At 54.0% G+C, this 23,068-nt stretch carries 29 protein-coding genes; 20 read left to right on the top strand and 9 right to left on the bottom strand.

What is annotated here, in order from left to right; translation table 11 throughout:
• Positions 1–13: 13 nt before the first annotated feature.
• Together V7Z75_RS11365 and V7Z75_RS11370 are read right to left on the bottom strand one after the other, a co-directional pair.
• Positions 14–622, bottom strand: coding sequence for a hypothetical protein (locus V7Z75_RS11365; protein ID WP_334108808.1), 609 nt, complete (start codon positions 620–622; stop codon positions 14–16).
• Between the two features lie 587 nt (positions 623–1,209).
• A complete protein-coding gene (locus V7Z75_RS11370) occupies positions 1,210–1,602 on the bottom strand; it encodes an H-NS histone family protein (RefSeq protein WP_048704546.1) in 393 nt (130 codons plus the stop codon).
• Between the two features lie 126 nt (positions 1,603–1,728).
• Between V7Z75_RS11370 and V7Z75_RS11375 the strand changes: the two genes are divergently transcribed.
• On the top strand, positions 1,729–2,124 hold the full coding sequence (locus tag V7Z75_RS11375) for a hypothetical protein (protein WP_334108809.1): 396 nt from the start codon (positions 1,729–1,731) through the stop codon (positions 2,122–2,124).
• A gap of 358 nt (positions 2,125–2,482) precedes the next feature.
• Positions 2,483–2,983, top strand: coding sequence for a hypothetical protein (locus tag V7Z75_RS11380; RefSeq protein WP_334108810.1), 501 nt, complete (start codon positions 2,483–2,485; stop codon positions 2,981–2,983).
• A 36-nt stretch (positions 2,984–3,019) separates the two neighbouring features.
• Here the strand turns inward: V7Z75_RS11380 and V7Z75_RS11385 are convergent, their stop codons facing one another.
• The 6 genes from V7Z75_RS11385 to V7Z75_RS11410 are packed head-to-tail and all read right to left on the bottom strand — an operon-like array spanning position 3,020 to position 8,085.
• On the bottom strand, positions 3,020–3,502 hold the full coding sequence (locus V7Z75_RS11385; protein WP_334108811.1) for a hypothetical protein: 483 nt from the start codon (positions 3,500–3,502) through the stop codon (positions 3,020–3,022).
• A 14-nt stretch (positions 3,503–3,516) separates the two neighbouring features.
• Positions 3,517–4,554 (bottom strand): S49 family peptidase, encoded by a 1,038-nt coding sequence (locus tag V7Z75_RS11390; protein WP_334108812.1) that lies wholly within the window; start codon positions 4,552–4,554, stop codon positions 3,517–3,519.
• A gap of 8 nt (positions 4,555–4,562) precedes the next feature.
• On the bottom strand, positions 4,563–5,096 hold the full coding sequence (locus tag V7Z75_RS11395) for a D-Ala-D-Ala carboxypeptidase family metallohydrolase (protein ID WP_334108813.1): 534 nt from the start codon (positions 5,094–5,096) through the stop codon (positions 4,563–4,565).
• Entirely contained in the window at positions 5,096–6,055 is a 960-nt protein-coding gene (locus V7Z75_RS11400; protein ID WP_334108814.1) for a hypothetical protein, read from the bottom strand. The genes V7Z75_RS11395 and V7Z75_RS11400 overlap by 1 nt, the downstream gene beginning before the upstream one ends.
• 21 nt (positions 6,056–6,076) lie before the next feature.
• A complete protein-coding gene (locus tag V7Z75_RS11405; RefSeq protein ID WP_041647820.1) occupies positions 6,077–6,382 on the bottom strand; it encodes a hypothetical protein in 306 nt (101 codons plus the stop codon).
• Entirely contained in the window at positions 6,379–8,085 is a 1,707-nt protein-coding gene (locus V7Z75_RS11410; protein WP_334108815.1) for a type IV secretory system conjugative DNA transfer family protein, read from the bottom strand. Before V7Z75_RS11410 ends, V7Z75_RS11405 begins: the two co-directional genes overlap by 4 nt.
• Positions 8,086–8,147: 62 nt before the next feature.
• On the opposite strand from V7Z75_RS11410, the gene V7Z75_RS11415 reads away from it, so the two are divergent.
• Genes V7Z75_RS11415 through V7Z75_RS11440 form a run of 6 tightly spaced genes read left to right on the top strand, consistent with a single transcriptional unit; the run spans position 8,148 to position 13,999 of the window.
• Positions 8,148–8,885 carry a DsbC family protein gene (locus V7Z75_RS11415; RefSeq protein WP_334108816.1) on the top strand — a complete coding sequence of 246 codons (738 nt, stop codon included), beginning with the start codon at positions 8,148–8,150 and terminating at the stop codon, positions 8,883–8,885.
• Positions 8,882–9,517, top strand: a complete 636-nt coding sequence (gene traW / locus V7Z75_RS11420; protein WP_334108817.1) for a type-F conjugative transfer system protein TraW — start codon at positions 8,882–8,884, stop codon at positions 9,515–9,517. The genes V7Z75_RS11415 and traW overlap by 4 nt, the downstream gene beginning before the upstream one ends.
• Complete coding sequence (locus tag V7Z75_RS11425) at positions 9,514–10,569, top strand: TraU family protein (RefSeq protein WP_011254802.1); 1,056 nt, start codon at positions 9,514–9,516, stop codon at positions 10,567–10,569. Before traW ends, V7Z75_RS11425 begins: the two co-directional genes overlap by 4 nt.
• Positions 10,566–11,330, top strand: coding sequence for a type-F conjugative transfer system pilin assembly protein TrbC (gene trbC, locus V7Z75_RS11430; protein ID WP_048704567.1), 765 nt, complete (start codon positions 10,566–10,568; stop codon positions 11,328–11,330). Before V7Z75_RS11425 ends, trbC begins: the two co-directional genes overlap by 4 nt.
• A 2-nt stretch (positions 11,331–11,332) precedes the next feature.
• On the top strand, positions 11,333–13,546 hold the full coding sequence (locus V7Z75_RS11435; RefSeq protein ID WP_334108818.1) for a conjugal transfer protein TraN: 2,214 nt from the start codon (positions 11,333–11,335) through the stop codon (positions 13,544–13,546).
• Positions 13,547–13,597: 51 nt separating this feature from the next.
• Positions 13,598–13,999 (top strand): hypothetical protein, encoded by a 402-nt coding sequence (locus tag V7Z75_RS11440; RefSeq protein WP_048704571.1) that lies wholly within the window; start codon positions 13,598–13,600, stop codon positions 13,997–13,999.
• Between the two features lie 35 nt (positions 14,000–14,034).
• On the opposite strand, the gene V7Z75_RS11445 is transcribed toward V7Z75_RS11440, so the two are convergent.
• A complete protein-coding gene (locus V7Z75_RS11445) occupies positions 14,035–14,943 on the bottom strand; it encodes a tetratricopeptide repeat protein (RefSeq protein ID WP_334108819.1) in 909 nt (302 codons plus the stop codon).
• Between the two features lie 108 nt (positions 14,944–15,051).
• Here V7Z75_RS11445 and V7Z75_RS14200 point away from each other — a divergent pair, with 108 nt between their 5' ends.
• From V7Z75_RS14200 to traA, 12 genes are all read left to right on the top strand, one after another.
• Positions 15,052–15,483: a lytic transglycosylase domain-containing protein gene (locus V7Z75_RS14200; protein WP_442919913.1), complete on the top strand. Its 432-nt coding sequence runs from the start codon at positions 15,052–15,054 to the stop codon at positions 15,481–15,483.
• A 134-nt stretch (positions 15,484–15,617) separates the two neighbouring features.
• Entirely contained in the window at positions 15,618–15,872 is a 255-nt protein-coding gene (locus tag V7Z75_RS11450; RefSeq protein ID WP_334108820.1) for a hypothetical protein, read from the top strand.
• Positions 15,869–17,311: a GspE/PulE family protein gene (locus V7Z75_RS11455; protein ID WP_334108821.1), complete on the top strand. Its 1,443-nt coding sequence runs from the start codon at positions 15,869–15,871 to the stop codon at positions 17,309–17,311. Before V7Z75_RS11450 ends, V7Z75_RS11455 begins: the two co-directional genes overlap by 4 nt.
• Entirely contained in the window at positions 17,286–17,924 is a 639-nt protein-coding gene (locus V7Z75_RS11460; RefSeq protein ID WP_334108822.1) for a thiol:disulfide interchange protein DsbA/DsbL, read from the top strand. The genes V7Z75_RS11455 and V7Z75_RS11460 overlap by 26 nt, the downstream gene beginning before the upstream one ends.
• Positions 17,921–18,526 (top strand): OmpA family protein, encoded by a 606-nt coding sequence (locus tag V7Z75_RS11465; RefSeq protein WP_334108823.1) that lies wholly within the window; start codon positions 17,921–17,923, stop codon positions 18,524–18,526. The genes V7Z75_RS11460 and V7Z75_RS11465 overlap by 4 nt, the downstream gene beginning before the upstream one ends.
• Positions 18,526–18,816, top strand: a complete 291-nt coding sequence (traL, locus tag V7Z75_RS11470; protein WP_048704588.1) for a type IV conjugative transfer system protein TraL — start codon at positions 18,526–18,528, stop codon at positions 18,814–18,816. Before V7Z75_RS11465 ends, traL begins: the two co-directional genes overlap by 1 nt.
• Positions 18,813–19,433 carry a TraE/TraK family type IV conjugative transfer system protein gene (locus tag V7Z75_RS11475; RefSeq protein ID WP_334108824.1) on the top strand — a complete coding sequence of 207 codons (621 nt, stop codon included), beginning with the start codon at positions 18,813–18,815 and terminating at the stop codon, positions 19,431–19,433. The genes traL and V7Z75_RS11475 overlap by 4 nt, the downstream gene beginning before the upstream one ends.
• Positions 19,430–20,314, top strand: a complete 885-nt coding sequence (locus tag V7Z75_RS11480) for a TraK domain-containing protein (protein ID WP_011254814.1) — start codon at positions 19,430–19,432, stop codon at positions 20,312–20,314. The genes V7Z75_RS11475 and V7Z75_RS11480 overlap by 4 nt, the downstream gene beginning before the upstream one ends.
• A complete protein-coding gene (locus tag V7Z75_RS11485; protein ID WP_048704596.1) occupies positions 20,311–21,573 on the top strand; it encodes a TraB/VirB10 family protein in 1,263 nt (420 codons plus the stop codon). The genes V7Z75_RS11480 and V7Z75_RS11485 overlap by 4 nt, the downstream gene beginning before the upstream one ends.
• Complete coding sequence (locus V7Z75_RS11490; protein WP_011254816.1) at positions 21,573–22,070, top strand: hypothetical protein; 498 nt, start codon at positions 21,573–21,575, stop codon at positions 22,068–22,070. The genes V7Z75_RS11485 and V7Z75_RS11490 overlap by 1 nt, the downstream gene beginning before the upstream one ends.
• Positions 22,070–22,726, top strand: a complete 657-nt coding sequence (gene traV / locus V7Z75_RS11495; RefSeq protein WP_334108825.1) for a type IV conjugative transfer system lipoprotein TraV — start codon at positions 22,070–22,072, stop codon at positions 22,724–22,726. The genes V7Z75_RS11490 and traV overlap by 1 nt, the downstream gene beginning before the upstream one ends.
• A gap of 16 nt (positions 22,727–22,742) precedes the next feature.
• Positions 22,743–23,057 (top strand): TraA family conjugative transfer protein, encoded by a 315-nt coding sequence (gene traA, locus V7Z75_RS11500; RefSeq protein ID WP_334108826.1) that lies wholly within the window; start codon positions 22,743–22,745, stop codon positions 23,055–23,057.
• Positions 23,058–23,068 lie beyond the last annotated feature (11 nt).

Here is a 23,068-nt window from a genome sequence, read left to right on the forward strand (position 1 = left end):
TCGACGACGCCGTTTAACGACGCCAGATTTGTGCGGAATCAGGGAGCCGGCAACACTCACTGAGAATGTCGCCGACAATCTCCTCCACCTGAGCCTTCTTACGAAGGTAGATGAGCGCAACCTCGACCTCTGTCCTGCGTTCGGCCTCCTCCGTTGCAAAGGCCCCGGTATGAAACTCCACGCTGCCATGCTTCTCGATCAGGCTGAGAAGATGATCCCGCTCGGTGCTGTAGGCGTTTTTGAGCGACGAGGCGTTCAAGATTGCGACGATCTCGCAGTCCCACGTAATCTCCCATGCATGCAACACATGCTTCACACCATCCCGGAACGGAGGATTGAGAACGATTGCGTCGTAAAGATGCCCGTTCTTAAACTGCAAAAAGTCCGTCCCAACCACATTCAAGCCTTTGGCCCGAAGGGTAGGGTGCCGCTTCAGGTCAATCTCACAACAATCGACAGGTACACGGCGCCTGTAATCGTCTCGCCATGCGGGGCAAGCCAGCGCCAGGTCACCGTTTCCGGCACTGGGCTCCAAAACACGCACCCATTCCTTGCTCTTGAAGAGCGACCACGCCCTTGAAGCAAGCGTGGCGGGGGTGGGGTAGAACTGATACTGATCCATTTCACATCTCCTTGGTTTAGCGCCTGACCATCAGGCTGCGTCTGCAGTACTGGAGATGCGGCAGAATCCATGTGAAACGCAGGACGTGCGCGAGCCTGTGACCATGGAATCGAAAGACAAGCTCCGCCTGTGACCTCTACGAAGACGGAGCACCCCTTGCCTTAGGAGACGACATGACCAAGAAAAATGTTGGTGTTCGCGAAAAAGCTGAAGCCTGCGTTGAGGCGGTGCTCGTTGCAACCCTCGTCGACACTTGTAGCGTCGCTGAAATAAGCGCAAAAGTAAGCGCCCAGCTCGGGCGTGGATGGACTCTCGTCTCGGCCCTGCAGTGGCTTACTGGGAAGACGGCTCAGGATTACTTCTCCCTACTCCCCGCAACTAGCTCCATTTCTGGTGTCCCTGTGACGGCAGTTCCGCTACTGCTAGAGATCGCCAAAGCCTGCTGTGACCAGCTTGGGCGGACGAGACCGACCGAGGAGGAGACGTTGGCGCGACTTAGGGAAATGGGCTTGAGGTTTCGCGTTTCCGTTCAAAGAACAGGGGCTGGCTCAGCATTGCACTGAAGCCAGCCCCTCACTACCCCAGAGTCAGGGGCGCTTCTTCAGCGACTCGAGCTCACCCCCGTTCTCAAGGTACGTGATCACCCACGAAGGTCTCCGGCCGTGACCACTCCAGCCCTCCTGGGCGTTCACCGGATTCCAGTACACCGGCGGCAACTTCTCCTTCTTCACGGCAGGTGCCTTTTTCTTGCGTCCAGGAGCAGCTTTTCCGGCACCTGACTTCACGCTCGACCCTTCTCGGCCGGACAAGCCGACCTCAGCAAGCATCTCGTCGGCATCCAAGCCATGTTCGGCGGCCATCTGCTGTACTTGCTTGATCAGTGCCTTCTTCGACTGAAGTGTCCTCCGGTCCAACTCCTTCTGGACGACGACAGAGAGCTTCTTCAGTTCAGGAAGCGAAAAGTTCTTCAGGTCCATCATTGTTTTTCCTTGTAAACGCGGGAATAGAGGGTTCCGCAGCCCTCTGCGGCACAGTTTAGCCCTAAACCTTTTTTCTCACACAAGAAGTTGCATTGCTGCAGGCAGGACTATCGAACGGGAGATACGATGCAAGTTACAGCGATGCACTTAAATAATTGGGCTTCTGGTGACAGCGTCATTATTGACGGAATGGTTTTCGAGATCTGCGGAGTCAGTTCCGAAGTCGTCAGCCTCTTTTCACCTTGCGATCTTTCCGAACATCAGATCGAACGGAGCAAACTGAATGGATGTCGATTCTTTATCGATCTTCCTGGAATCGAGAATCGCTACAAGCGACTTATCAAGACGATGATTCAAAGTTGTCTTCTAACTACGGGTGAAGCGACGAATGCACTCTTTGGACTGAGAGTGCGGGGATTGCATGACCAGGGTTCGGAAGCAGTAGCCCATGCCGGTGGATCTGCTGCAGCTGTCCGCCAAGCGTTACGTTGTCGGCACTACGTGCGGATCTCTAAACGATGACACACAGCCCGGCCTCATGAGGTCGGGTTTTTTGTATAAGAAGAATCCTTGAAGGCAAACCTTCCCAGTGTTAGCCTTACTCAATGACGCAGAGCAATCCTATCCGCTTCGACCAATTCCGCTGGAAAGGCTTTTGGCGCGAAGGAGTATCCAGGACCACAGAGGGTGGCGCACTTTTCACTGAGGAAGGGTTCCGCTATTACGCTTTCTGGTGTCGCAAATTCAAACGCACAGAGCCATACCAAGGAATGAACTACGAAGAGTTTGCTCTTGGATTTCTGACGATTATAAAGCTTCATCGCTGCAAAAAGGATGCAGGCTCCGTTGAATATAGCAATGAGCAATCTCGAGATTACGGTTGAGATCCATCGACGCGCACAAGAAGCCCGTAAAACTCTTTGATGAAGAAGAGTTGAAAAATTTTCGTGAAGGCCGCAGGGCTGCTCGCGAAGGATTCGTCGCGCCTTTCGATCTAGCAATACAGGACCCTTTCTTTGCTCGGGGCTACAACCAGGAGCGCCTTCTTGTCCAGAGCGAGCAGGGTAAAATTATTCTGGTCAGGGGCCTAGCGACCGTCTGTGCGCGTTGCAACGAAATGCACCTCTATGAGAAACCTGGCTGCCCTTGCTGGGACAGCGATGAGGTCAACTTGCTCAAAGATTGGATGAAGACGGGCCTTCCGCCTCATCATGGAATCGAAATACTGTTGAAGCAGTATCACCTTACTTACGGCGTTTTTATTCATCTGCCGCGAATTGCAAAGTTTGGCTTTGTTGAGATGGATACCTATCTCAAGGGACGCAAGGAAATTGGCTTGCCTGCCATCACGTTTCCTCACGGCGAACCGTTTTTCCTTTGACGTGCGGGCAAAGCCTGAACCAGTGCCGCCCCGAGCTCAATACGGGCAGCTGTAAGTGCCAGGGTTGCTATTCACAACCCGCGCGTGCTGGGCCTTGAGTGCAACAACGTACTGCGCTCGCTCCGATGTATTTCCCATAGCTTTTTCAATCCCAGCATTGATCTTCGCAGCAGATTCGGGTGAGAAATGCTTTCCCACACAGGCCTGCGCAATCCCATAGGCCTGTATCGCATTGTTTTTAAGCGCTGGCGAGTTCTCGTGGAAAGCCTGCATCCCAAGCTGATACGCTTTACCAAGCTGTTCTGCGGCCACCCGGATCGGGTGGGCTGCCTCTGGGTAAAGCCCTTGAATCCAGCTCTCAACATCATCACGCAAGCCACTTGCGTTCGCGTCCAAGCCAATGACTTCCGACACATTGGCTTTCTCGAAAGCATGTGACAGCGGAGCATCCGTAAAATTAAGCGCAATTATCACTGCTGCTGTCGACAAAATTGGATGACGAATGATGAAACCGATCATGACCTTCCACTCTCTCAGCGCAACTCGTAACTGTAACCTTCAGCAATCCAGGGTAACGCCATACCCATGTCCTGCGCCCACTCTGCCATCATTCGCATAAAACTGTAGGGTCGGAACGGGCGATAAACGCGCAGCTTTTCGAGTCCGTACTTAGACTGGATCGACTCGATCGTTCCAATCTCATCGACTAGCCCGATCTCTTGTGCCACCACACCATTCCATACCTCCCCGGTCCCATAGTCGATACCCGATGTAAGCTTCTTTGCCCTTGCCAGCATCAAGTCTTCCCTAAACATCTCGCCCATTTCGTCAACCAAGCTCTGAGCCTTGGCATTACCCTCTTCGTTTGGTGGGGCGAACGGATTCAACATCGACTTGAGTTCGCCAGACGAGAACGTCCTTTGCTGAACTCCGATGCGATCGAGCAACTGGTGAGCTTCCCACGCAGACAGAACTGCGCCGATTGAGCCTACGAGACTGTAACGACCAGCGTAGATGCTGTCTGTCTCCATCGCGATCAAGTACGCCGCGGAGGCACCAATCCCTTCGATCACTGCATGGATCGGGATTTCACTGGAAAGACGCATCTCGCGCACGAAGCTACCTATGCGTTCGGCGTCCCCGGGCGCCCCCCCTGGTGAGTTAATCTGAAGCACCACGGCCTTCGTAGTCTTAGCTTCAAAGGCCGATCGAATGGCAGGAATCAACGTGTCCGCCGTCACCAATTCACCAATCGTCCCAGAGATACGCACCACTGCCAGCTCAGGCTCGCGTTCTTTGAATCTCTCAAATATGTTCACCTTTATGCCAAGGGTGCTTGTGTAAAACATCGCGTACAGCACAGCACCACCGATAAAGAAAGATGCGATCATGAAGCGCCGAAACAGCTTCCATCTGCGTTCGGACCGCCGTTCTTTCAAAATATCTGCCAGCAGAATGCTCGCCATCGTATTGTGGAGCTCTGCCTCCGATACGGTTTTGTTTCCTGCAATGTCGAGATCCATATCTCCAGCTGCTTTCTTAGAAATCCACAGTCTGACTTTTCGTAGCATGGTGTTCTTCAGTTTCTAGCCAGTCCCCACGAACGCGGACGACCGGCATCAAGGTGAATGTGCTTTGAGGACCGGTAGAAGCCGACACCTCCCGTTCTTGCCCACTCGAGCATTCTGGCAACGTCCTCAGAGTTTGCGCCGGGAACCCAGAAATCGACAGCGCGAAAGACGCCATTATTGTCAGGGAGATGCTGAGACTGATGGGCTCCTCCCACCTCACGATTGGTCACCTCCGTTCGGAGGCCGGACGTCGCCACGATCGGCGCCTTCAGCCCCCAGTGCGCGAGCCACGCTTGGACCCAAGCAAGGTTGCTGACGATCTGGGGATGGACCAATCCCTGACGGTTTGCACGAACGTCACGCAAAAGGTATTGGAGGTAGGCAATCCCTTTCCCAGTGCTGATATCGAGCAGCACGCCATCCTGAGGGTTGTCGCGAGCGATCCAAAGCGTTCGCGGCAACTGTTGCGCGTGAGCAGGGAGAGGTAGCGCCGTGGCAACAGCAGCGCTGGCTGCAAATAACAGGAAATCTCGACGATTCATCACGCCGGAGTCCCAAAGTGGGCGGACCAATTCAGTCGGCCGTACTTAGATAGATATCGTCTCCCCGCAGCAACGTCGTCTTGATGCGAGCGAACCGGGTTTTTCCCTGTGAGATACCAGTGACCGACGAAATCGCTGACGATGTACTCCTCGTCCAGCATCACCAGGCTCTTTTCCCAATCCTTCAACGTGATTGTCGGCTCCATATCGATTGCACGCCGGTAAAGCTCATGCACGTTGAGTCCGGGGTGTGACCAGAGCAAATCGCAAATGATCGCTGCACTTTTTCCATTCAAGAAATATGCGTGATTTTCGATGAATGCTGGCACCGGGTCGATCAGAAACGGAAACTCGTGTTGGAAGCGCAGTTGCCTTAGCCAGAACTCGTAGTGGAACCGAAGTCTTATTACATCAGGCCGGACATACTCTCCAATCGTCTCGCAGCACAATGCAAAATTAATTCCTTCCCGTCCTTCACCCTCATGCTCTTCTCTGCCAAAGATGAAACGAACCGCCTGCATCACTCTTTCGTGCGAGTAGACGATGTTCTTCGGGCGCTTCGTTGGGTAGGCAAGCTCTGGCAACAGTGCAGTTGCGTAGTGCATGATGATCTGGAATGCCTGGCGTGGAGGGCCTTCCTCGAAGTCTTCTGCCGTAACAACGCCCTCTGTGTCCTTGATATTCAGGGTACTAAGGGCCGCTTGAATCTTCTGACTTGCAGATGATTCAGCTTCCGCTTCCGCGAAGTCATCAAAACTGAAGTCTGCCGCGAAATCGTCAAGAGAATCCGCGACATCCAGTTCCTCAAGGTCGGTCCCTTCTGCAAAAAATTGCTCAAAGGGGGGAGGGTCACCTTTCAAGACTTCAAGACTATTCTCTTCAAGCCATTTATCGCTGAACACAACCTCGTCTGCAACTTCAATAGCCTCTTCAAGGGCATCCTTCTTGATTTTGCTCACGTCTCAATCCATCCTCATCGGTCAAGTCTTGATCTTCTCTTTTGCTGCCCCACCTATCTGGCTTTCATCGGGAGACAAAAAGACTTGCTTTCTGCTATTAAAGAGATGCCAGATCAACGTAACGTGCGCCTTGTAAATTCCCTTTATCAGATAGATGACTGTATTGAAGACGCGAGTACCGGTCTCGCCCCCAACGACTCCGACAAACTTCATAAACATTTCACGAGTTGCCGGAATGAGCATCAAGATGAGGAATATCGCAAGACCGTAGAAAAGTGACTTGCGAATTCCGTCAACCAACATCTCTCCGAGTGACCATTCGTTCATGACATTTTCCGGGAGAGATATTTTTCCGCGTTCTTGAAGAAGTCTGCACCTTTGACGGCACGCTTCCTGAATCTGTGCACACGTGGTTTTCCGAACTTCTTCGCTTCTTGAGAATCGAATTTCAGCATGGGTATTTTGAGGTGGTGCACCTGATCACCGCCATAGAGCATCACGCACTCACCTTTCCCAAGCGCCTTGAGCTGATCGGCGCTAACCCGGTTTTCCTCTTGCTCCTTGTAGGTCACCGTCTCGCTGAGACCCTCGCTTTCGCTGGCTGCGGGGTCGAGACGAAGAAGCTGGGAGCTGGTCCCCTTATTTCGCGCCTCCGCAACTTGCCGTACGTTGACGATGTGCATTCCCGCGACTTCCGCCATCTCTTCCGCAGACGCCTGCGTTCCGACCTTGAAAATCAGCTTCGTCCAGGTGTTTCCGATGACCATCTCGGCAAACTCTTCACTGATCGCTTTGAAGTTCGCCATGGTCTGGGCGGCCGGACAGAGGATCACTCGGGCAGAGCGAGCTTGCTCAAAAGGCCTTGTCATGTTCATGGAAACGTACCCGCCTGCTTCGTCCATGAAGAAGAAGTGAGGTATCTGAAGCTTGTTTTCTTCGGGTAGATCCTGAAGCCACGAGATCGACGTTCTAAAATCAGAGATGAACATCTTGGCGAAGTTCATCGCTGCTTCGTTCTTCCCCATCGTAGGCAACTGAACATAGATGATCTTGTTGTTCATAATTGCTTCGAAGAGGTTCAAATCTGGCGTGTACGAGTTCAGTACTTCACCGAATTTTCCTGTTCCCAACAGATACATGCGTTGCCCAATGCCACCGAACACTTCCTTCAGCCGTTTCATGTCGATGGTGGCATCTGCGCCAGGCTTAGCCGAATACCGAAACTGATCGACAAAAAGACTAAAGGCTCTAGCCTCATCGGAGTTTGGGGCGACCTCCATGAGCTTGCGCTCAAGCTCTTCAAGAGCCTTGGAGTTCATCAGCATGACCGCGAAGTCAATGAAGTTGTAGGCCAATCCGGCCTTTTTCATTGCTGAAACCAGAGTCACGATGCCTTGGTGCGCGGCCTTTCTGTAGTAGTCCGTTCCCGGATTGGAGTCATTCTGAGGAATGGTTGAGATCGGCCGGTCAGCAATCTCGTCTGGATCACCATAGAGCAACGGATTGTAGGTGTTGCTCATTTCGGGCCGGCCGGGGTTGATGATGAAAAGGTCACGCTCCCGACCGCACCAGGCGCACATCTGCCAGATTTTTTGCAGTTCCTCGTCCGTCATCTTGCCGTCGATGAACGTGAGCCCGCCCCCGCGTGCAATCTGCTGAAAGATCAGGTTGGCGCCCAGGACGGTCTTGCCAACGCCGCTTTGACCCAGAATGAACAGATGCCGCATGAGGTCTTCGTCCGGCACATACACGGGCCTTCCGTCCTCGACCTTGTAGCCAATAAGCATTCCCGCTCCTCCAGCCAGATCAGGGGTTTTGGCTGACGACGAGATCGCTACGTTCGAGTCGAACGCAGCCTTTGAGAAAGACACCTTCTCCAGCACCCGATAGCCCAGCCACGTAGTACCGGCCATTGCCAGCGCAGCCGCATGCTGGGGATCGACCCCTACAAACGGAGTTGTTGCAGCGACTGCTGCGCCAAGACTGCAAAGGGCAACCGCATCAGAGCATCCGCCAAGTCGTGGAAGCATTTGATATCCTTCTGGGTGACAGTTACTATTCCATTTGTCTTTTCTTGTAAGGTTATCACACGATGCTTTCGAAATTCGCTCGAACTCTGTCTGTTACCGCTCTGGCCGCCGCTTGTGTGGTGGGCAGTGCGTTTGCTGCAACCACCGAAGAGGCAGAACTTAAGGCCTACCTGGAGAAGACCTATCCCAACACTCCGATCGCTGAAGTCAAGCACTCTCCGGTGCCTGGGATCTTTCAAGTGACTATGGGGCGTACGGTCGCTTTCGCAGACAAATCGGGGCGTTACTTGATCTTTGGCCCGATGTTCGACATGAAGGAACAAGTCGACCTGACCGCAGAGGCCCGCAACAACCTGTCACGCGCCAAGTGGGACTCGCTTCCGCTCGATCTTGCTTTCAAGGTGGTCAAGGGCGACGGAAGCAGGAAGTTCGCCGTATTCACCGACCCTGATTGTCCGTTCTGCAAGCGATTCGAGCAGGAACTCATGAAGCTGGACAACTACACCATGCATGTCTTCCTGAGTCCGATCGCGTCCTTGCATCCGAGCGCCAAAGAGAAGGCTGAATCCGTGTGGTGCTCCAAAGACAGAGCACAGGCCTGGACGGCAATGATGGTCGAAGGGGTGACGCCCCCCGTCGCGACGTGCGACAACCCGCTTGAGAAGATCGAGCGCCTGTCACGCGAAATTGGTGTTTCCGGAACCCCGTCCTTGGTCCGCGACGACGGCACCTTCAAGGCCGGCTACATGCCCGTGGCCGCCATGGACGCATGGCTTAACGACTCGAGCGCGAAACGATGAATCCAGTGCGGCCAGGAACCAAGATCCTGCTCGCCTGCTTGACCGCGCTAATGTGCTCCTCAGCTTCCGCCGAGCGCATCGGCTCAACGTATGGGCAAACATGGCCGATCGCTGAGCCAGACATGGTTGAACAGATCAAGGATCTCATCAAACGGCTTCAGTCGAATGGCGAGATGAATGCAATGCAACGGCGCTTTCAAGAAGAAACGCTTGCGGCATTCTCTGACCCTCCCCCAGTTCCAGGGATCAGTTACGCCACAGAGAACAAGACTTGGCACTTCGATCCGTCTGTCAGTTTTTCCGAGGATGTAGTCGACGAACAAGGGCGGGTCGTAGCAAAAGCGGGCGTCGTCTACAACCCCTTCAACTACATCGCCCTCTCCAAGTCACTCGTCTTTATCGATGCTCGGGATGAGAAGCAGGTTTCTATCGCTGCTCGCTACCTTGAGGAAAATCCGCTCAATCGAGTGGTGCTGGTCGGAGGCTCCTGGCGTGAGCTCCAAGACCGCTGGAAAGTGAAGATCTACTACGACCAGCACGGAAAACTGACCCAGCACTTCGGTATCAAGCGCGTTCCAGCAGTCCTCTCTCAAGATGGAATGAAGATACGCGTCGATGAGGTAACCCAATGATCAAGCGTCTCTTGCCCCTCATCGCATTCGTTCTTGCGCTGTTGACGCCTCTCCCGTCCTTCGCGCAAACCTGCCCCGGTAAATTTCCCAATCCACTAACGGATATCTGTTGGAGTTGCATGTTTCCAATTCGCATCTTCAATGCAAACGTCCTTTCTATGGGACAAGAAGATGCTCTGACTCGAGACAGCTCTCTGCTATGCAGCTGTCTGGATAAAGGGGGTAGTACGGTTTTTGGCGTTCCAGTGGAATTCTGGGAGCAATCGCGCTTTGCAGAGGTCGTCAACGAGCCTTATTGCTACCCGATGCTTGGCGGTATGCAGTTGGACATCTCTTTTCGAGGCCTGATTGGCGGAACAACAGAAGAGATCACAACCGCTACAGACTATGACCAAGGTGCCATCCGTTCCGGCGAAAAGTCGTTCCGCAATATCAACTATTACGTCTCGCCCTTCATGTTCATCATGCAAACGGTGATGGACAACGATTGCATGGAGAAACTCAACTTCGACCTGGCCTACACATCGAACCTTGACCCTATGTGGGACGATCCGGAGCTCGCGGGAATCATCACCCCATACATGTATGCCTTCGCTGACACTGCTGCTCAAAATGCCTGCGCAGTCGACTGTGGGGCTGCCGCGGTGGGCTTTCCGATCTCCAGTCTGTTCTGGTGCGCAGGTTGCAACGGCGGAACATATCCACTGACAGGCGATAACACATCGCATCTTTCCGCCGAGCAAACGGGACGACTGCTGACTCAGCGGTTGCTGGCAAAGATGCATGCATCTGGAATGATCTGGGCCACACATGGTAGCGACGCGATGTGCCGTGTAGGGTATCCGATGCTGATGATGGATAAGCGTGCCTATAAGGTGTCCCGCACCTTTTACATTCCCCAAAGAAAGGTTGCCGGCCGGTGTTGCGATCCTCTGGGCCGAATGACTGATCTTGCCGAAATAGGAGCAGAAGTTCCCGTCTATGGCAAAGACATGGGCTACACCATTTTCCGCAAACGTCATTGCTGCCAGGGAGTTGTAGACCTGCAATGAAAAAACAACTCGCGACCTTATTTCTCTCAACGCTTTCTGCTTATGCGTTCTCAGAGAATCTCCATCCGACATCTACCGAATACGACAGGATCAGAACGGAATCGAAAGAGCTTTTTGACAAAGCCGACGTAAAGCTTAAAGACGATGAAGCACAGCTTCGTGTCGAAGGCATGGACTCAATGAATAAGGCCATGCGGGCAGCACGGGCCCTCAAAGGCACGAATCAGCTCGGCGTTACAACCGACGCAGCAGCAAAGAAGGCTGCAGGGGAAAAGGATTTCTCTGACCTCAACGAACTCGTCAAGCGGTACGAGAGTGCACGCACCTCCGAGGCTGCGCCGACAAACTCCGACGGCACCCTCATGCTGTTTGTCTCGTTCTCAATGCCACCCGACGTTATCCGCGAGTACTCGCGGCAGGCACAAGCCGCTGGGGCAACGCTCGTGCTTCGAGGTAACTACAAGGGCGGGACGGTTCGACGCACCACGGAGCAGGCCGGCGCACTAAACGCCGGCGGTGCTGGGTGGATTATCAATCCCGAGGTGTTCACCGGCTACAAGATCGACGCTGTACCCGCGTTAGTCCTGTCCCGTGACAATCTGAATGTCGACGACGAAGGCTGTTTTCCAGTTGGCGAGTACGCCTCCGTTTTTGGAGATATATCGATCATCGGTTCTCTCGAGAAAATATCCCAGAGCGCAACCAAGCCAGAGATTCGACAACTTGCAGCTAAGCGGCTTGCGATGATCAAGGAGAAATAGCCGTGTTCATAGAGAGTGCTTTCTTCAAGTTCTTGGCAAGGTTCATGGCCTTCTGGGTTTGCTTCACGTCTGTTGTTTATGCAGTCGATCCATACTCGGAAGCAAGTAACCTCTCGAATCTCGTCCGCCCCGGATCAACTTTTGACATCTATCAACAAGCCGAAGAAGCCCTGTCTTTTCCGGACGCAACAGCGGACGTACCGCAAGCCCTGAACTTTAGTTCGAACTTTGATCCGGGCCCTGGAGGACAAGCCCGTATCGACGCATGCGGCTCTGCAACACTCGACCCCAACAATCCCGCGCATATGGAGTGCTTTGCGGTAAATACCTCAACGCAAGCCAATATCGACATGTCTACAGGGCCGGCTCCAACCGATCCAATCTTTACGCAATCTAGGGTAATCCAACAGAGTCCGAATTCGCAATTGAGCACGATGGGCTTCGGAATTACCGCTTCGCCGAACGCATGTGTTGCTGAGGATTTCGAACGAGCTACTTTCCGGACTGAGACATGTAATGAGGGGCGGATCGTTGATGAAGCCTGGTGCTCTTACAACCTGAATGTCACCGTGTCGAGCGTTAATCGTAGCTGCACCCGCCCTGTTGGGGGTTCATGCTCGATTACGCCCCCGGCCCCGATACAGGTATGCACGAACACGTGGCAAAAACCCCTTGAAACGACATGCCGTATGGAAAGCCCGGTTTGTACCAAAACTGGCACGACCTGCGTTGGCGGCTATTGGGACCCGATCTACGAAACGCGCAACATCGTCGATCCGGAAACTGGCGCGGTTACCGGTACTGAACAAGTTCAAGTCGGCGAAACCTGGGTATGTACGACCGAGCAAGACACCTACGTTTGCAGGACTATCTCCTCCGAAACATGGGTGAATAATTGCGGCCACCTCGAGTCAAATCCACGGTGCGACTTTGAGAATGAGCCTGACCCGGATAACCCTGGCCTTGTCCCTGAGGCGCACTGCAGCGATTACGGCACACGAATTATCAACGGCCGTGCAATAACACGGTGCTGGTCGCAATCGTTACCCTTCGGATGCATCACTGATCGATTCGAGGAAGGCTGCGGCGCGATGGAGGCGCTCTCTTGCCGGCAGCAAGGAGAGCGGACATGTGCCAAGACATTCCCCACGACGAAGCGTGGACTTGATGGAGTAATTGTCGCAAACCCATACGCGAGCCAGTGTGAAACCTTCGCAAGGAACTATGAGTGCCCTCTTGATAGCGCATCTATTCCAGTCGACAACTGCTCATCACAGCAAGTTTGCGTTACTGATAACAATGGAGTTACAAAATGCTGGGACTCCGGATACACATCTAACCAAGAAGATTTCCTGCAGGCTGCCGCAGCAATGGAGTTTGCAAAAGAGGCCGGCACTTATCTGAATCCAGACACGTTCCGCCTCTTTTCAGGAAGCTCTGAGCGATGCCGTTACCGTAACAAAGGCATCTCAATCAAATGTTGCCAAAGTTCAGGTGGAGCTCAAAGCAATAACGATGTTGTCTCTGAGTTCGTATCGGCGGCTACGGTATCAGCTGTAATGACGGGCATCGACTACGTCTGGTACAAGTCTGCGCCCTACGTTTATGACTTCATGTACAGCTCGACTCAACCATTTCTTTCTGCGGTTGGTATGGAGGGATGGATTTCCAATAGCTGGACAAATGTCACTTTCAATCCGAGCTTCAGTTTCTATGGATTCACCTTTGCCTATAACATGCCGACCATTCCTCTTATCGGCGGGGCTATACCTGGCACAACGACATTGGCGACAAATATCGCTGGAACCAATTTCAATCTTTACTTCAACCCGTACCTCTTCGCCTTGATGGTATTGCTTTACATCTACTTCGAATTGACATCCTGCACAGAAGCCGAGCAGATGCTTTCAATGAAGAAAGGCGCGGGGCTATGTACTCAAGTCGGGAGGCGGTGTAGCGGTCGCATTCTAAAGACCTGCCGACGCAGCTACTGCTGCTACAACTCAGAGCTGGCGAAGATTATCGGTGACGCGGGCAGAGCACAGCTGGGAACTGGCGCAAGCTGCGCAGGCCTTACCGCTGCCCAGTTCCAGAGCCTTAACTTCGGCGCAATCGACTTCAGTCCTTTCTACGCCGATTTGATGAATTCGACGGGGCAGCCTGGGGCAGACTTCGCTCGCCAACGCGTAATTGAATCAATGAGCGGGTACGACTAACCCTTGATGTGGAGCCTCATCCGACGATTAGGCTCCATTTTGGAGAAAATAATGCAGAGACTGAAACTGAGCTTGATAGCGATTACTTTTCTTCTTCTCTCACCCTCTATCCAGGCTGGTGAGATTGCAGACCTGTTCGATATTGCATCGGAGAGGGGCAGGGCAGAAGGCGTAGTTACCGGCCGCTTTGAGCGCAATATTCGAGACTACACACAGGCAGTTGGTGATATTCACGCACTTGTCGTTGACGCCGGAAGAGAGGCCGGATGCCGAGTTTTTGATGTGCGCTTGAAGATGAGCGTGAAAACACAACAGGGTGGAGTTACCCCGTACGAGCAACCGATAAGGGTGCCCGTGTGCGAGAACGGCTTGCCGCCCCCAGGCTTTCTTCCGCCCGATATGTACAAGCGCCTCATGCAGAACTACGAAGAGACGAAGGGCGTCGCAGATTGAGAAAATCGTAGCGCGTAGGGACGCCGGGGCGGTTTTTAGTAGGTTCGAGGCGGAAGGATCGCGGGCTGCTCCGCAAGCGTTCTCATGTACGACGTATCTTCGGGCTTTTTGAAGCGCTTGAACCAGTTCTGAGCAAAGCTCTGAGCCCTACGGGCTTCCTGAGTGGAAAGTCCAGCGAGGATCTGTGGAGTCTGTTTCGATCCGCTTCGCTCCATCCCCACTGCAATAAGACGGTACGCTCGGGATAGCATAAGGCTGTCTGCCGTTGATGCATCGTCATCATAGGTGGTGGCCACGATCCAGGCCGCATCTGAAATGTACGACTTCGCAGCATCCAGTAGGTATCCCCGAATCTGACGGCTCGATCCACCACTCGCCGTCCCTTCGTGAAGCATTTTCCCTGCGATATAGGCACCCATCGCCTCGCCTCGCGACGCTGCAAACTGCGCATTCTGCCAAGCGATACCGTACTCATTTCGCTTGTAATGATAAAGAGCCAAGTGGACGGCAGCTGCGGGTATCTGATCCTTGACGATGTTCATCGCGTACATCGCTCGCTTCTCATCGAACTGTATGCCTGACCCCTTCAGCTGCATGAGCGCGAAGTTGTATGTTCCCACCGCGTGCCCGGACTGAGCTGCCTGAGCGAAATAACGTGCGGCAATCGCAGCCACATCTTCCGCTTTCTTTTGGCGGCTAAGCCCCTCTGCATAAATGTGCCCCACGTAGTTCTGCGCGTCAGCGTTCCCTCGGTCGGCCAGCCGCTCGAGCCGCGCCAGTGCGTTCTTGTTGCGTCCCTTGAATGCCCTCCAGGCGCTTGTGGCTTCAGTGCTCTCAACCCCTGTCGTCGCCCACGAACTTACAGAGCTCGCCGCATCGGCAGCGGCCTGTATTCCACGATCCACAAGACCCCTGGGCTCCTCGGCAATGACAGGAAAGCTCACTGTAAGCGCTGCAGCCAGTAGGGATGTCGGCAGTCTTCGTAGAAACATTTGTGATTCTCCCTGCGTCGGTTGATAATCTTGTTTGAACGCATGATAATGCAATCCGCAATGCTTAGTAATCCTAGCCGAACCGCTCTCACTCTCGCATCGCTCCTGCTCTACCTGTCGGGGCCGGCACATGCGTTTTGTTTTGATGCTGCGGGACGCGAGTTCGGTGTGGATAGCCGGCTGTTGTGGGCAATTGCAAAGGTTGAGAGCGGTTTTGATCCCCAGGCGATCGGACCTGACGGTAAGGATCTGGGCCTGATGCAAGTTCGAACGATCCACATCGACGACCTGAGATCGCGATTTGGGGTGCAGATCACTAGGCAGGATTTGTTCGATCCGTGTTTCAACGTTCGAATGGGAGCGTGGGTGTTGGCAACAAAGATTCAGCGATACGGGCCTACATGGGAAGCCGTCGGAAGCTACAACGCGCGATCTCGAGATAAGCGTGACATCTACATCCGTAAGGTGTGGGTCGCGTACAGGTCATCCTGATGATTATCAAAAGTCTTCTTGGTGGTGCGGGCCTCGTCCTAACGGTTGGATGGTTTGTATGGGTAATCGTCCCGCAGGACTCGTGTGAACGTATCGAAAGATCTGGGAGTGTCATCAGAGGGATTGGGAACGTATTGCGCGACACGCTGGAGCCAAGAGTTAGCTCCGATACCAAGCTCGACATGATTCGATGGTCGATCCAAGCGGAGAACGGTTTCAAGGGTTTTGTCGCAAACCAGTTTTTCAACCGCCTCGACTGTTCAACGTGGCATGGCCGAGATGAATTCAGGGAGCGTCTCTTGGAACTTCTTCAGGATTCTGCAGCGACGGACCTCGGCGCGAGTAATCAAGACGATCGGAAGAAACAAGAACCGGAGCAGCAGCCGTGAAAGAGCCAGACAATTTCATCTCAAACAATCCGAATGAGCGCGAAGCAGTACAGGTACTGAACGATCTTTTTCTCGAAGCTGCGCTAACTCGATCTGCCGACGTTCATTTTCAGGAAGACTCTAGAGGTGTTCGCGTTAGGCGACGCGCGCCTGGCGGCGCTCTAATGGAAATTGGGCAGTACTCGTCTTACTACGCAGGGGTCTTCGACCAGAAAGTGCGTAGTCGGTCCCGTCTTTCGCTGTCTGACCACCACACCCCTCTCGATGGGCGCATGGGTCTTCGTTTCCCCGAAAACGGAAAAGTCATCGATATTCGCGTTTCGATTGTGCCGACAGTCGACGGGCAAAGCGTTGTCTGCCGGCTCCTGGATCAGGCGAACGTATCTATGGATCTTACGGAGCTCGCGCTCCCTCCCGCAGTTGACGAGGCGATGCGGGTAATCCTCCAAGAACCGCACGGGCTATTTGTCGTGACCGGTCCAACGGGGTCTGGAAAAACCACGACGCTGTACGCACTGGTCAACGAGATCAACGAGCACAGCCTGAACATCATCACGATCGAGAACCCGGTTGAGTATCGACTTGCTGGCTTGAACCAGATCAACATCGATCCAATTCACATGCCTTACCCGGCCGCACTGCGAGCAGTTCTTCGTCAGGACCCGGATGTGATCATGATCGGCGAGATTCGCGACGCTGAGACGGCGCGTATAGCCGTTGAAGCGGCGAATACGGGCCACCTCGTCATTGCATCGATGCACGCAAACAACGCAGCGATGGGATGCACTCGACTGATAGAGCTCGGCGTCGATCCAGGTACGCTAGCTGCGTCATTGCGCGGAATCACTGCGCAACGGCTAGTTCGTCGAATTGATCCGGAGCTCAAGCCTTCATGGGGCTCGGCGAATGAGATCGAGCTCGAATGGATGCGAATCCATGGATTGCCGTTCGAGGGCGAATCGTTTCCCCGTGTTCCAAACGCCCTTTCCTACAAAGGGAACGTCCCACTTGTCGAGATGATTGTTGGCGACGAGGCCGTCCGGCGGGTTATTTCTCGCGGAGGGAGCCCAGAAGAGATCGTCGCAGCCGCTTCTCGTCAGCCCCAGTTCGAGTTACTCGCATTCGAAGCCGCTTCCAAAGCAACTCGGGGCTTGACGACGCTGGATGAAGCTCGACGCGTCACCTCGTCGGCGGATGCATTGAAGCTTGAGTACAAACGCCTGGGCTATGCCCTGATTGAATCTGGTGTTGCCACTTCATCCGAAATTGAACAGGCCATCAGCAGGCAGACTGAGTACAAGCGTAGCGGTGTTTTGCGCCCTATTGGTCGAGTACTCATTGAAATGGGCGTTTGCTCTGAAATAGAAATTCGTCGGGCCCTCGGTCACGACGATAAGCTTGAGGAGGTGAACTTTGAATCGTCGCCAATTTCTGTTTAACGGTTCTATGGCTGCTACAGCTGCGCTTGCTGCGCCCACCTTGTTTGCTCAAGAAGCGCCTGTTGAACCGTTTCGTCGAATCGGCCCAAATCCGGAAGACAAGAACAAGATTCTTGCTTTCTTCCAGTTCAGTTGCCCTGCATGTCGTGCATCGCACGAGATGCTCCATCGTTGGGGTGCGACGGTCCCTAGTCCAATGACCTTCGAGTTTGTTCCGGTCATCTATCCTGACATGTCTGTCATTGCTTCCGCGAGAGCTTGGCTTGCAGCTTCTCTTCTTGACGCAGCATCGTTGAGAGCTTTTGAAACTGCGGCCTACAAGGCGTTGCAAAGCGGGGGGCTCGATCCAGTCAAGCCCGCTACCTGGTCTGTTGTTGCTCGAGACGCCGGTATCCCTCATGCGGCCTACGCTGCTGCGTGGGCAAAGATCACCAAGGACAGCCTTGAGCCACTTGCCCACATCTTTTTCCGGAATCAGGTTCAGGCAACACCGTCGATCACGATCGGAGGCCAGTACCTCGTTACTCCCGACAACGCCAATGGGCATGAAGGGATCTTTATTCAACTGCTCAACGGGATCACTTCTGCTGTGATCGAAGGCAGAAAGCTGTGAAACCCCAAGTACCTCTGAATATTCTGTTGGCTGCCGCGGCGTTCATCGGCGCGACATCGGTAATCGCACAAGACCGGCATAGCGTGTATCCGTTCGAGGCTACTGAATACGAACCTAGCCAGTTCTCTTACGGCGTGGGCCAGGACACGGCAACAACTCTTATTAAGCGCCCCGTTCAGAAAGGTGAAACTCAGTGGGTCGAAATGGAGCGCACTCCACTTCGTACCGCCTCGACATCAGCCAAGTCAGACGGGACTGGATCGAACCCGGGTGACTATGACCTCATTCCTGGAGCCACCGTTTTCTTTGCCTTTGACTCTACGGTTCCGTTGAACCCCGAGGTCATATCCAGCTTCCAGTTTGGGGATGACACCAAGATTCGTCTTATTGGGCGTACAGATCCGATCGGCACCAACTCGTACAACGATCGTCTTGCCTACAAACGCGCGGCCTCAGTTGCCTCTCTCTTTAAGCTGAAAGGCATGAAGCAATCCCAGATGGAACTTGTTTCCTTGGGCGCACGGTCGCCAATTGCTCCAACTGATACCGAGTCTGGTCGCCAAAAGAATCGACAAGTTCTCATTGAATTGAGGAAGCAATAATGGCGCTCGAGGTTGATATCCCCCGTTATGTCGATTCCCAACAACAGTTTTACGCATGGGAATTTGACGAATTTATTGTCGGGTTTACTCTGTTCTCTGTTGGCATTCTCTCGCGATCAACGATCGGCCTATTTCTCGGCGTTGCAGTGATGCTTATCTCTATTCGAATAATGAGGCGCTGGAAGGAAGGGGAACTCGAAGGCGCAATCATGCATGTCTTCTATGCAAAGGGTTTTGGCGGAATGAATAAAGTGTACACAGACGGGATGCGTCGGAGGTTCTGGCTATGAAAGTTCCGATGCTTTTTCGTAGCCTGCAGGCTGCAACAGCGATGGTCATCGTCCTTACCGTTGGATTGGTGATCGCTGTAGCAGTCGGCGGCATAGCCGTCACCCGGGCGATGGAACAACGCGAACGAATCATCCTCATTCCTCCGTACCTGGATCGACAAGTTCAGCTCGGTTGGTCGGCAGCGTCAGCCGACTACCTTAAATCGTTTGGGATGTACTTCACGACTCTGGCTGCGAACGTAACCCCGAACAACATCGATTTCGTCGCTCAGAACCTCGAGCTCTTCGTGGATTCAAGAATCTTCCCGGACGTTCGTCGAACACTAAAAGCAACTGCCGAAAACCCTCAATTCAGAGGGACGGGCAGCTCGCTTGTATTCCAGCCGAACGAAATTCTCTTCGAACCCGAAACCATGAAGGTTTTCGTTGGTGGCACTGCAACTCACCGAGATGCTGCAGGGCGAAAGACAGATACCGAAATGATTTACGAGCTGGGCGTCGAGATGAGAACTGGCCGCCCATGGATTACCAGCATTGAAACTTACGACGGCCGAGAAATGCGTACCCAGAAATGGAGACAACAGCATCCGAACTTCCGCGAGGAGGCTGGAAAATGAAAAGACTCGTACTGACTGCTGTTGCAACGCTGATTTCCTCATCGGTTCTTGCACAGACGACAATTCGTCCGCCGACTCCGGACCAGCCGCCCGCAGTTCCATTTGTGGCAGGGACAGTTCCGCCGCAACCGCGACTTGATGTACAGCCCCGCGCAACTGCGCCTTTGCCCATGCCGGGGTTCGGTTCGAGCCTCTCGGGCGACGTTAATGCGCTTAAAGCGCAGACAATCCGCGTAACGCCTGGGCAGAACGAAGTCGTCAACGTCTCAATGGTTCAGGCCAACCGAGTCGGCACTCCATTTGCCGCACCTAAGGCCGTTGGAATCATCCCCGAAGGGATGATCGTGGAGGCTGTCGGGCAGAGCCTCTACATTCAGATGCCCAGCACTAGCACGGACCCGCAGTCACTCTTTGTGACCGGATCTCGTCCGAACGATCCGGTTATCTCACTGATTCTGGTTCCCCAGGCGATCCCGTCACAGACAGCGATTCTTCAGTTCGATGTTCCGGAGCCTGGACTACAGCCAGATCAAAACAATGAACCCGACAACTACCAGCAGCGGCTGATCCAGATGATGCGCCAGGCTGCCGTCAATCAGGTTCCCGTCGGCATGTCCGAAGCAGCCCTGCCTCGCGCTGTGGGTCGCCGTGGCCCTTTATTGATCCGGCCGGAAATGCGGTACTCGAGCGCCACCATGGATCAATGGCGTTACCGAGTTGAATCGATTAGTGACGAAGAAATCGAACTCGATGAAGCAGCATTTTGGGAACGAGGCGTTCGTGCTGTCGCCATCCTTCCGAGTACGCGTCTTCGTAAAGGTGATCACGCCTACGTCTACGTGATTTCGGATAAAACCGCCTTCCAGAATGGTGCGCGATGAGTCTGAAAGAGAAATGGCAAGAGCTTCCATCGAACGCTCGGCTGGGCATTATGGTGGGCGGGATCTTTGTCAGCGTTATCGCGCTCGCCGCAGTTGTTCAATCAACTCGAGGCCCGACGCGAGAGATTGCTGGACAACCTATCGGTGCAAACAAGCCCGCGAACTTCCGTGTCCCTACTGCTCGGGAAACTGGCGTCGATGACCTCGCTGCGAAGCTCGAAAGTATCGAGAAGAGCACCGTGGGCATGGATAACAGAGTCAAGAAGATGGAGGCCGATCGCCAGTTGCTGTTCCGTCAGCTTCAGGAGATGCGCGGCACTCAGGGTTCAAACGGTGTGACCGTAGACCTTGTGGATGAGGTCCAGCGGTTGAGCCGCGAGCTCGAAAGGCTGAAGTTTTCCGGTGGCGGCGCAGTGGCACAAGGCCTCGTGGGACCTGATGGCCTGCCTGTTGTTGGTGAGGATGGGAAACCGCTTTCTGCCGACAACCCTGCAGATGCTTTCTCGTCTGCAGCGCTTCCTCAACCTTCAGTCAGTGCGGCGCCAGTGTTCGCACCACCGCCCCCAACTCTGCGTGTAGTAGGGGCAGCGACCCCCAAAGAGGAAAAGAAGTCAAAAGACGACAAGGAGCGGATTGCCTACCTGCCAATGGGAAGTCAGTTCGAAGGTTTCTTGCTCAACGGTATGGACGTTCCGACCTCCAACGCGAAGAGCAAAGATCCCGTTCCGGCAGTCCTTCGTGTGAAAACCGATGCAATTCTCCCCAATCACTTCACTCATGACGTTCGTGAGTGCTTCGTGATCATTTCCGGATTCGGTGACCTTTCGAGCGAACGAGCCGTTATGCGCACCGAAGGTTTCTCGTGCATCAAGGACGACGGTGCGGTTATCGAAGGTCCGATGGAAGGGTATGTCGTCGGTGACGATGGTCGCGTAGGTATCAAAGGCGAACTGGTATCCAAACAAGGCCAGATGATCGCCCGATCACTCACTGCGGGATTCCTGGGCGGCATTGCGAAGGGTCTTCAGCCATGGGGTACCCCGGATCAATGGGCCAATACCCAAACGAGCGTCGGTCAGGCCGAGCGTTTTGAAATGGGTGACGTACTGACAGCTGGAGCAATGAGCGGTGCAAGTTCCGCGGCAAACCAGGTTGCCAACTTTTATCTGGAAATGGCTCGCGAGATGTTCCCTGTAGTTGAAATTGATGCAGCCCGACGCGCGACGATCGTGCTGACGAAGGGTCTGGAGGTTAAGTGATGATGAAGAAGTCCATTTTGGTCGCAATCGCAATTTCATCCTCCATTGTCGGAGCTTGCACTACTGCGACCCAAGTTCAAATCGAAGCTCCAACTCCGTGGGTGGCGAGCACGGTTTCCGAGCTTGGTACAAATCTCGGGCGACTCTACCTCAAGAACACGCCAATGCCAGCAACTGTCGTTGTTGCACCGGCTGTTAAGCATGACGGACAGTTGCGCCCAAGCTATTACGGCGAAAGCCTTGCGACGCTCATCTCCGGCGCACTTGTCAATTCGGGTGTGCCGGTCGTGCAAACCGAGTCTTCCGGTTGGACTTCAGGCCACCCGGTTAATGCAGTTGTCAAACGACGCGCCGAAGCCGCAAACGCTGGAGTGATCGCACTTGGCTCCTATCACCATCTGGGTGGCGAGACGGTGGTTTCCTATCGACTCGTCGATGCGCGGACGGGCGCAGTTCTGGCTGTCTCGGAAGGCCGGATTCCGGGGGGGATTCAATAATGAAACCCCATGCCTTGGCTATTGCTCTTTCGGTAATTGCACTAACCGGCTGCGCCTCCGCGCTTAACACTGCAGGCCGCGACTCTTCGTCCTGCCCTGGCATCGGTCCTGGGGCTTGCGCATCTCCTGGTGATGTTTATGCGATCACGAGCGGAAGCATTGATGAATTCGAGGAGCGCATTGCCAATCACACAACCGAGAACAAGATCGATGTTGACGCCGTTATTCGCAAGCAGAAAGAAGGCGAAAGGCTTCCATCGGTTATTTCTTCTACGGCCACAAGCTCCTCTGTAGGGACAATGCCGCCTGAACTTGCAATCCATTCGGATGGCGTTGCACCGGTGCGGATGCCCGCTCAAGTAATGCGGATTCGGGTATTCCCATGGACTGACAAGAACGACAATTTGCACTCGGGAGGGTATGTATATACAGAAATCGAGCAAAGAAAATGGACTTTTGGAGTGCACGAGGAAGGCACCTTGCGTAATGCAAGAATTCCTCACCGTGTAACTACCGGTGTTGCGCATTCGGGATCGCCAACTGGTGATGCGCAAAATGGTCAGTCTGCTGCATCGCAGACGATCACTCCCCCGACCCGGCCGCAGGCGTCACGTAACGCGCCTTCGACCGACCTCAGCACCTTAACCCTCGAGTAACGATAAGGAGTTTCACATGCAATACGCTCAAAACCTGTCCGCCGGCTTCGCCCGTTTCGAAAAGCAAGCCTACCTGCTGATCGCACTCGCTGCGTACGCCATTTTCGCGATGGCCGTTACCGACACCACGTTCGAGGTCGCATCCGAGCAGGTTCGTGACTGGACTGAAGGAACGTTCGGTCTGCTCGTCGCATTTGGGGTTCTGGCGACCGGCCTGGCTATGACCATCGTCAAGCACTCGCTGATGTGGTTGGTCCTGGCCGTCGGCGTTGCTCTGGCAGCCACCATGGGCCCGGGCATCCTCGACTCCATGTTCACCGCCACCCTCTAACACGGAGTTAG

Origin of the sequence: Methylobacillus sp. (genome assembly GCF_036844465.1) — a bacterium.
Classification (GTDB): Bacteria; Pseudomonadota; Gammaproteobacteria; order Burkholderiales; family Methylophilaceae; genus Methylobacillus.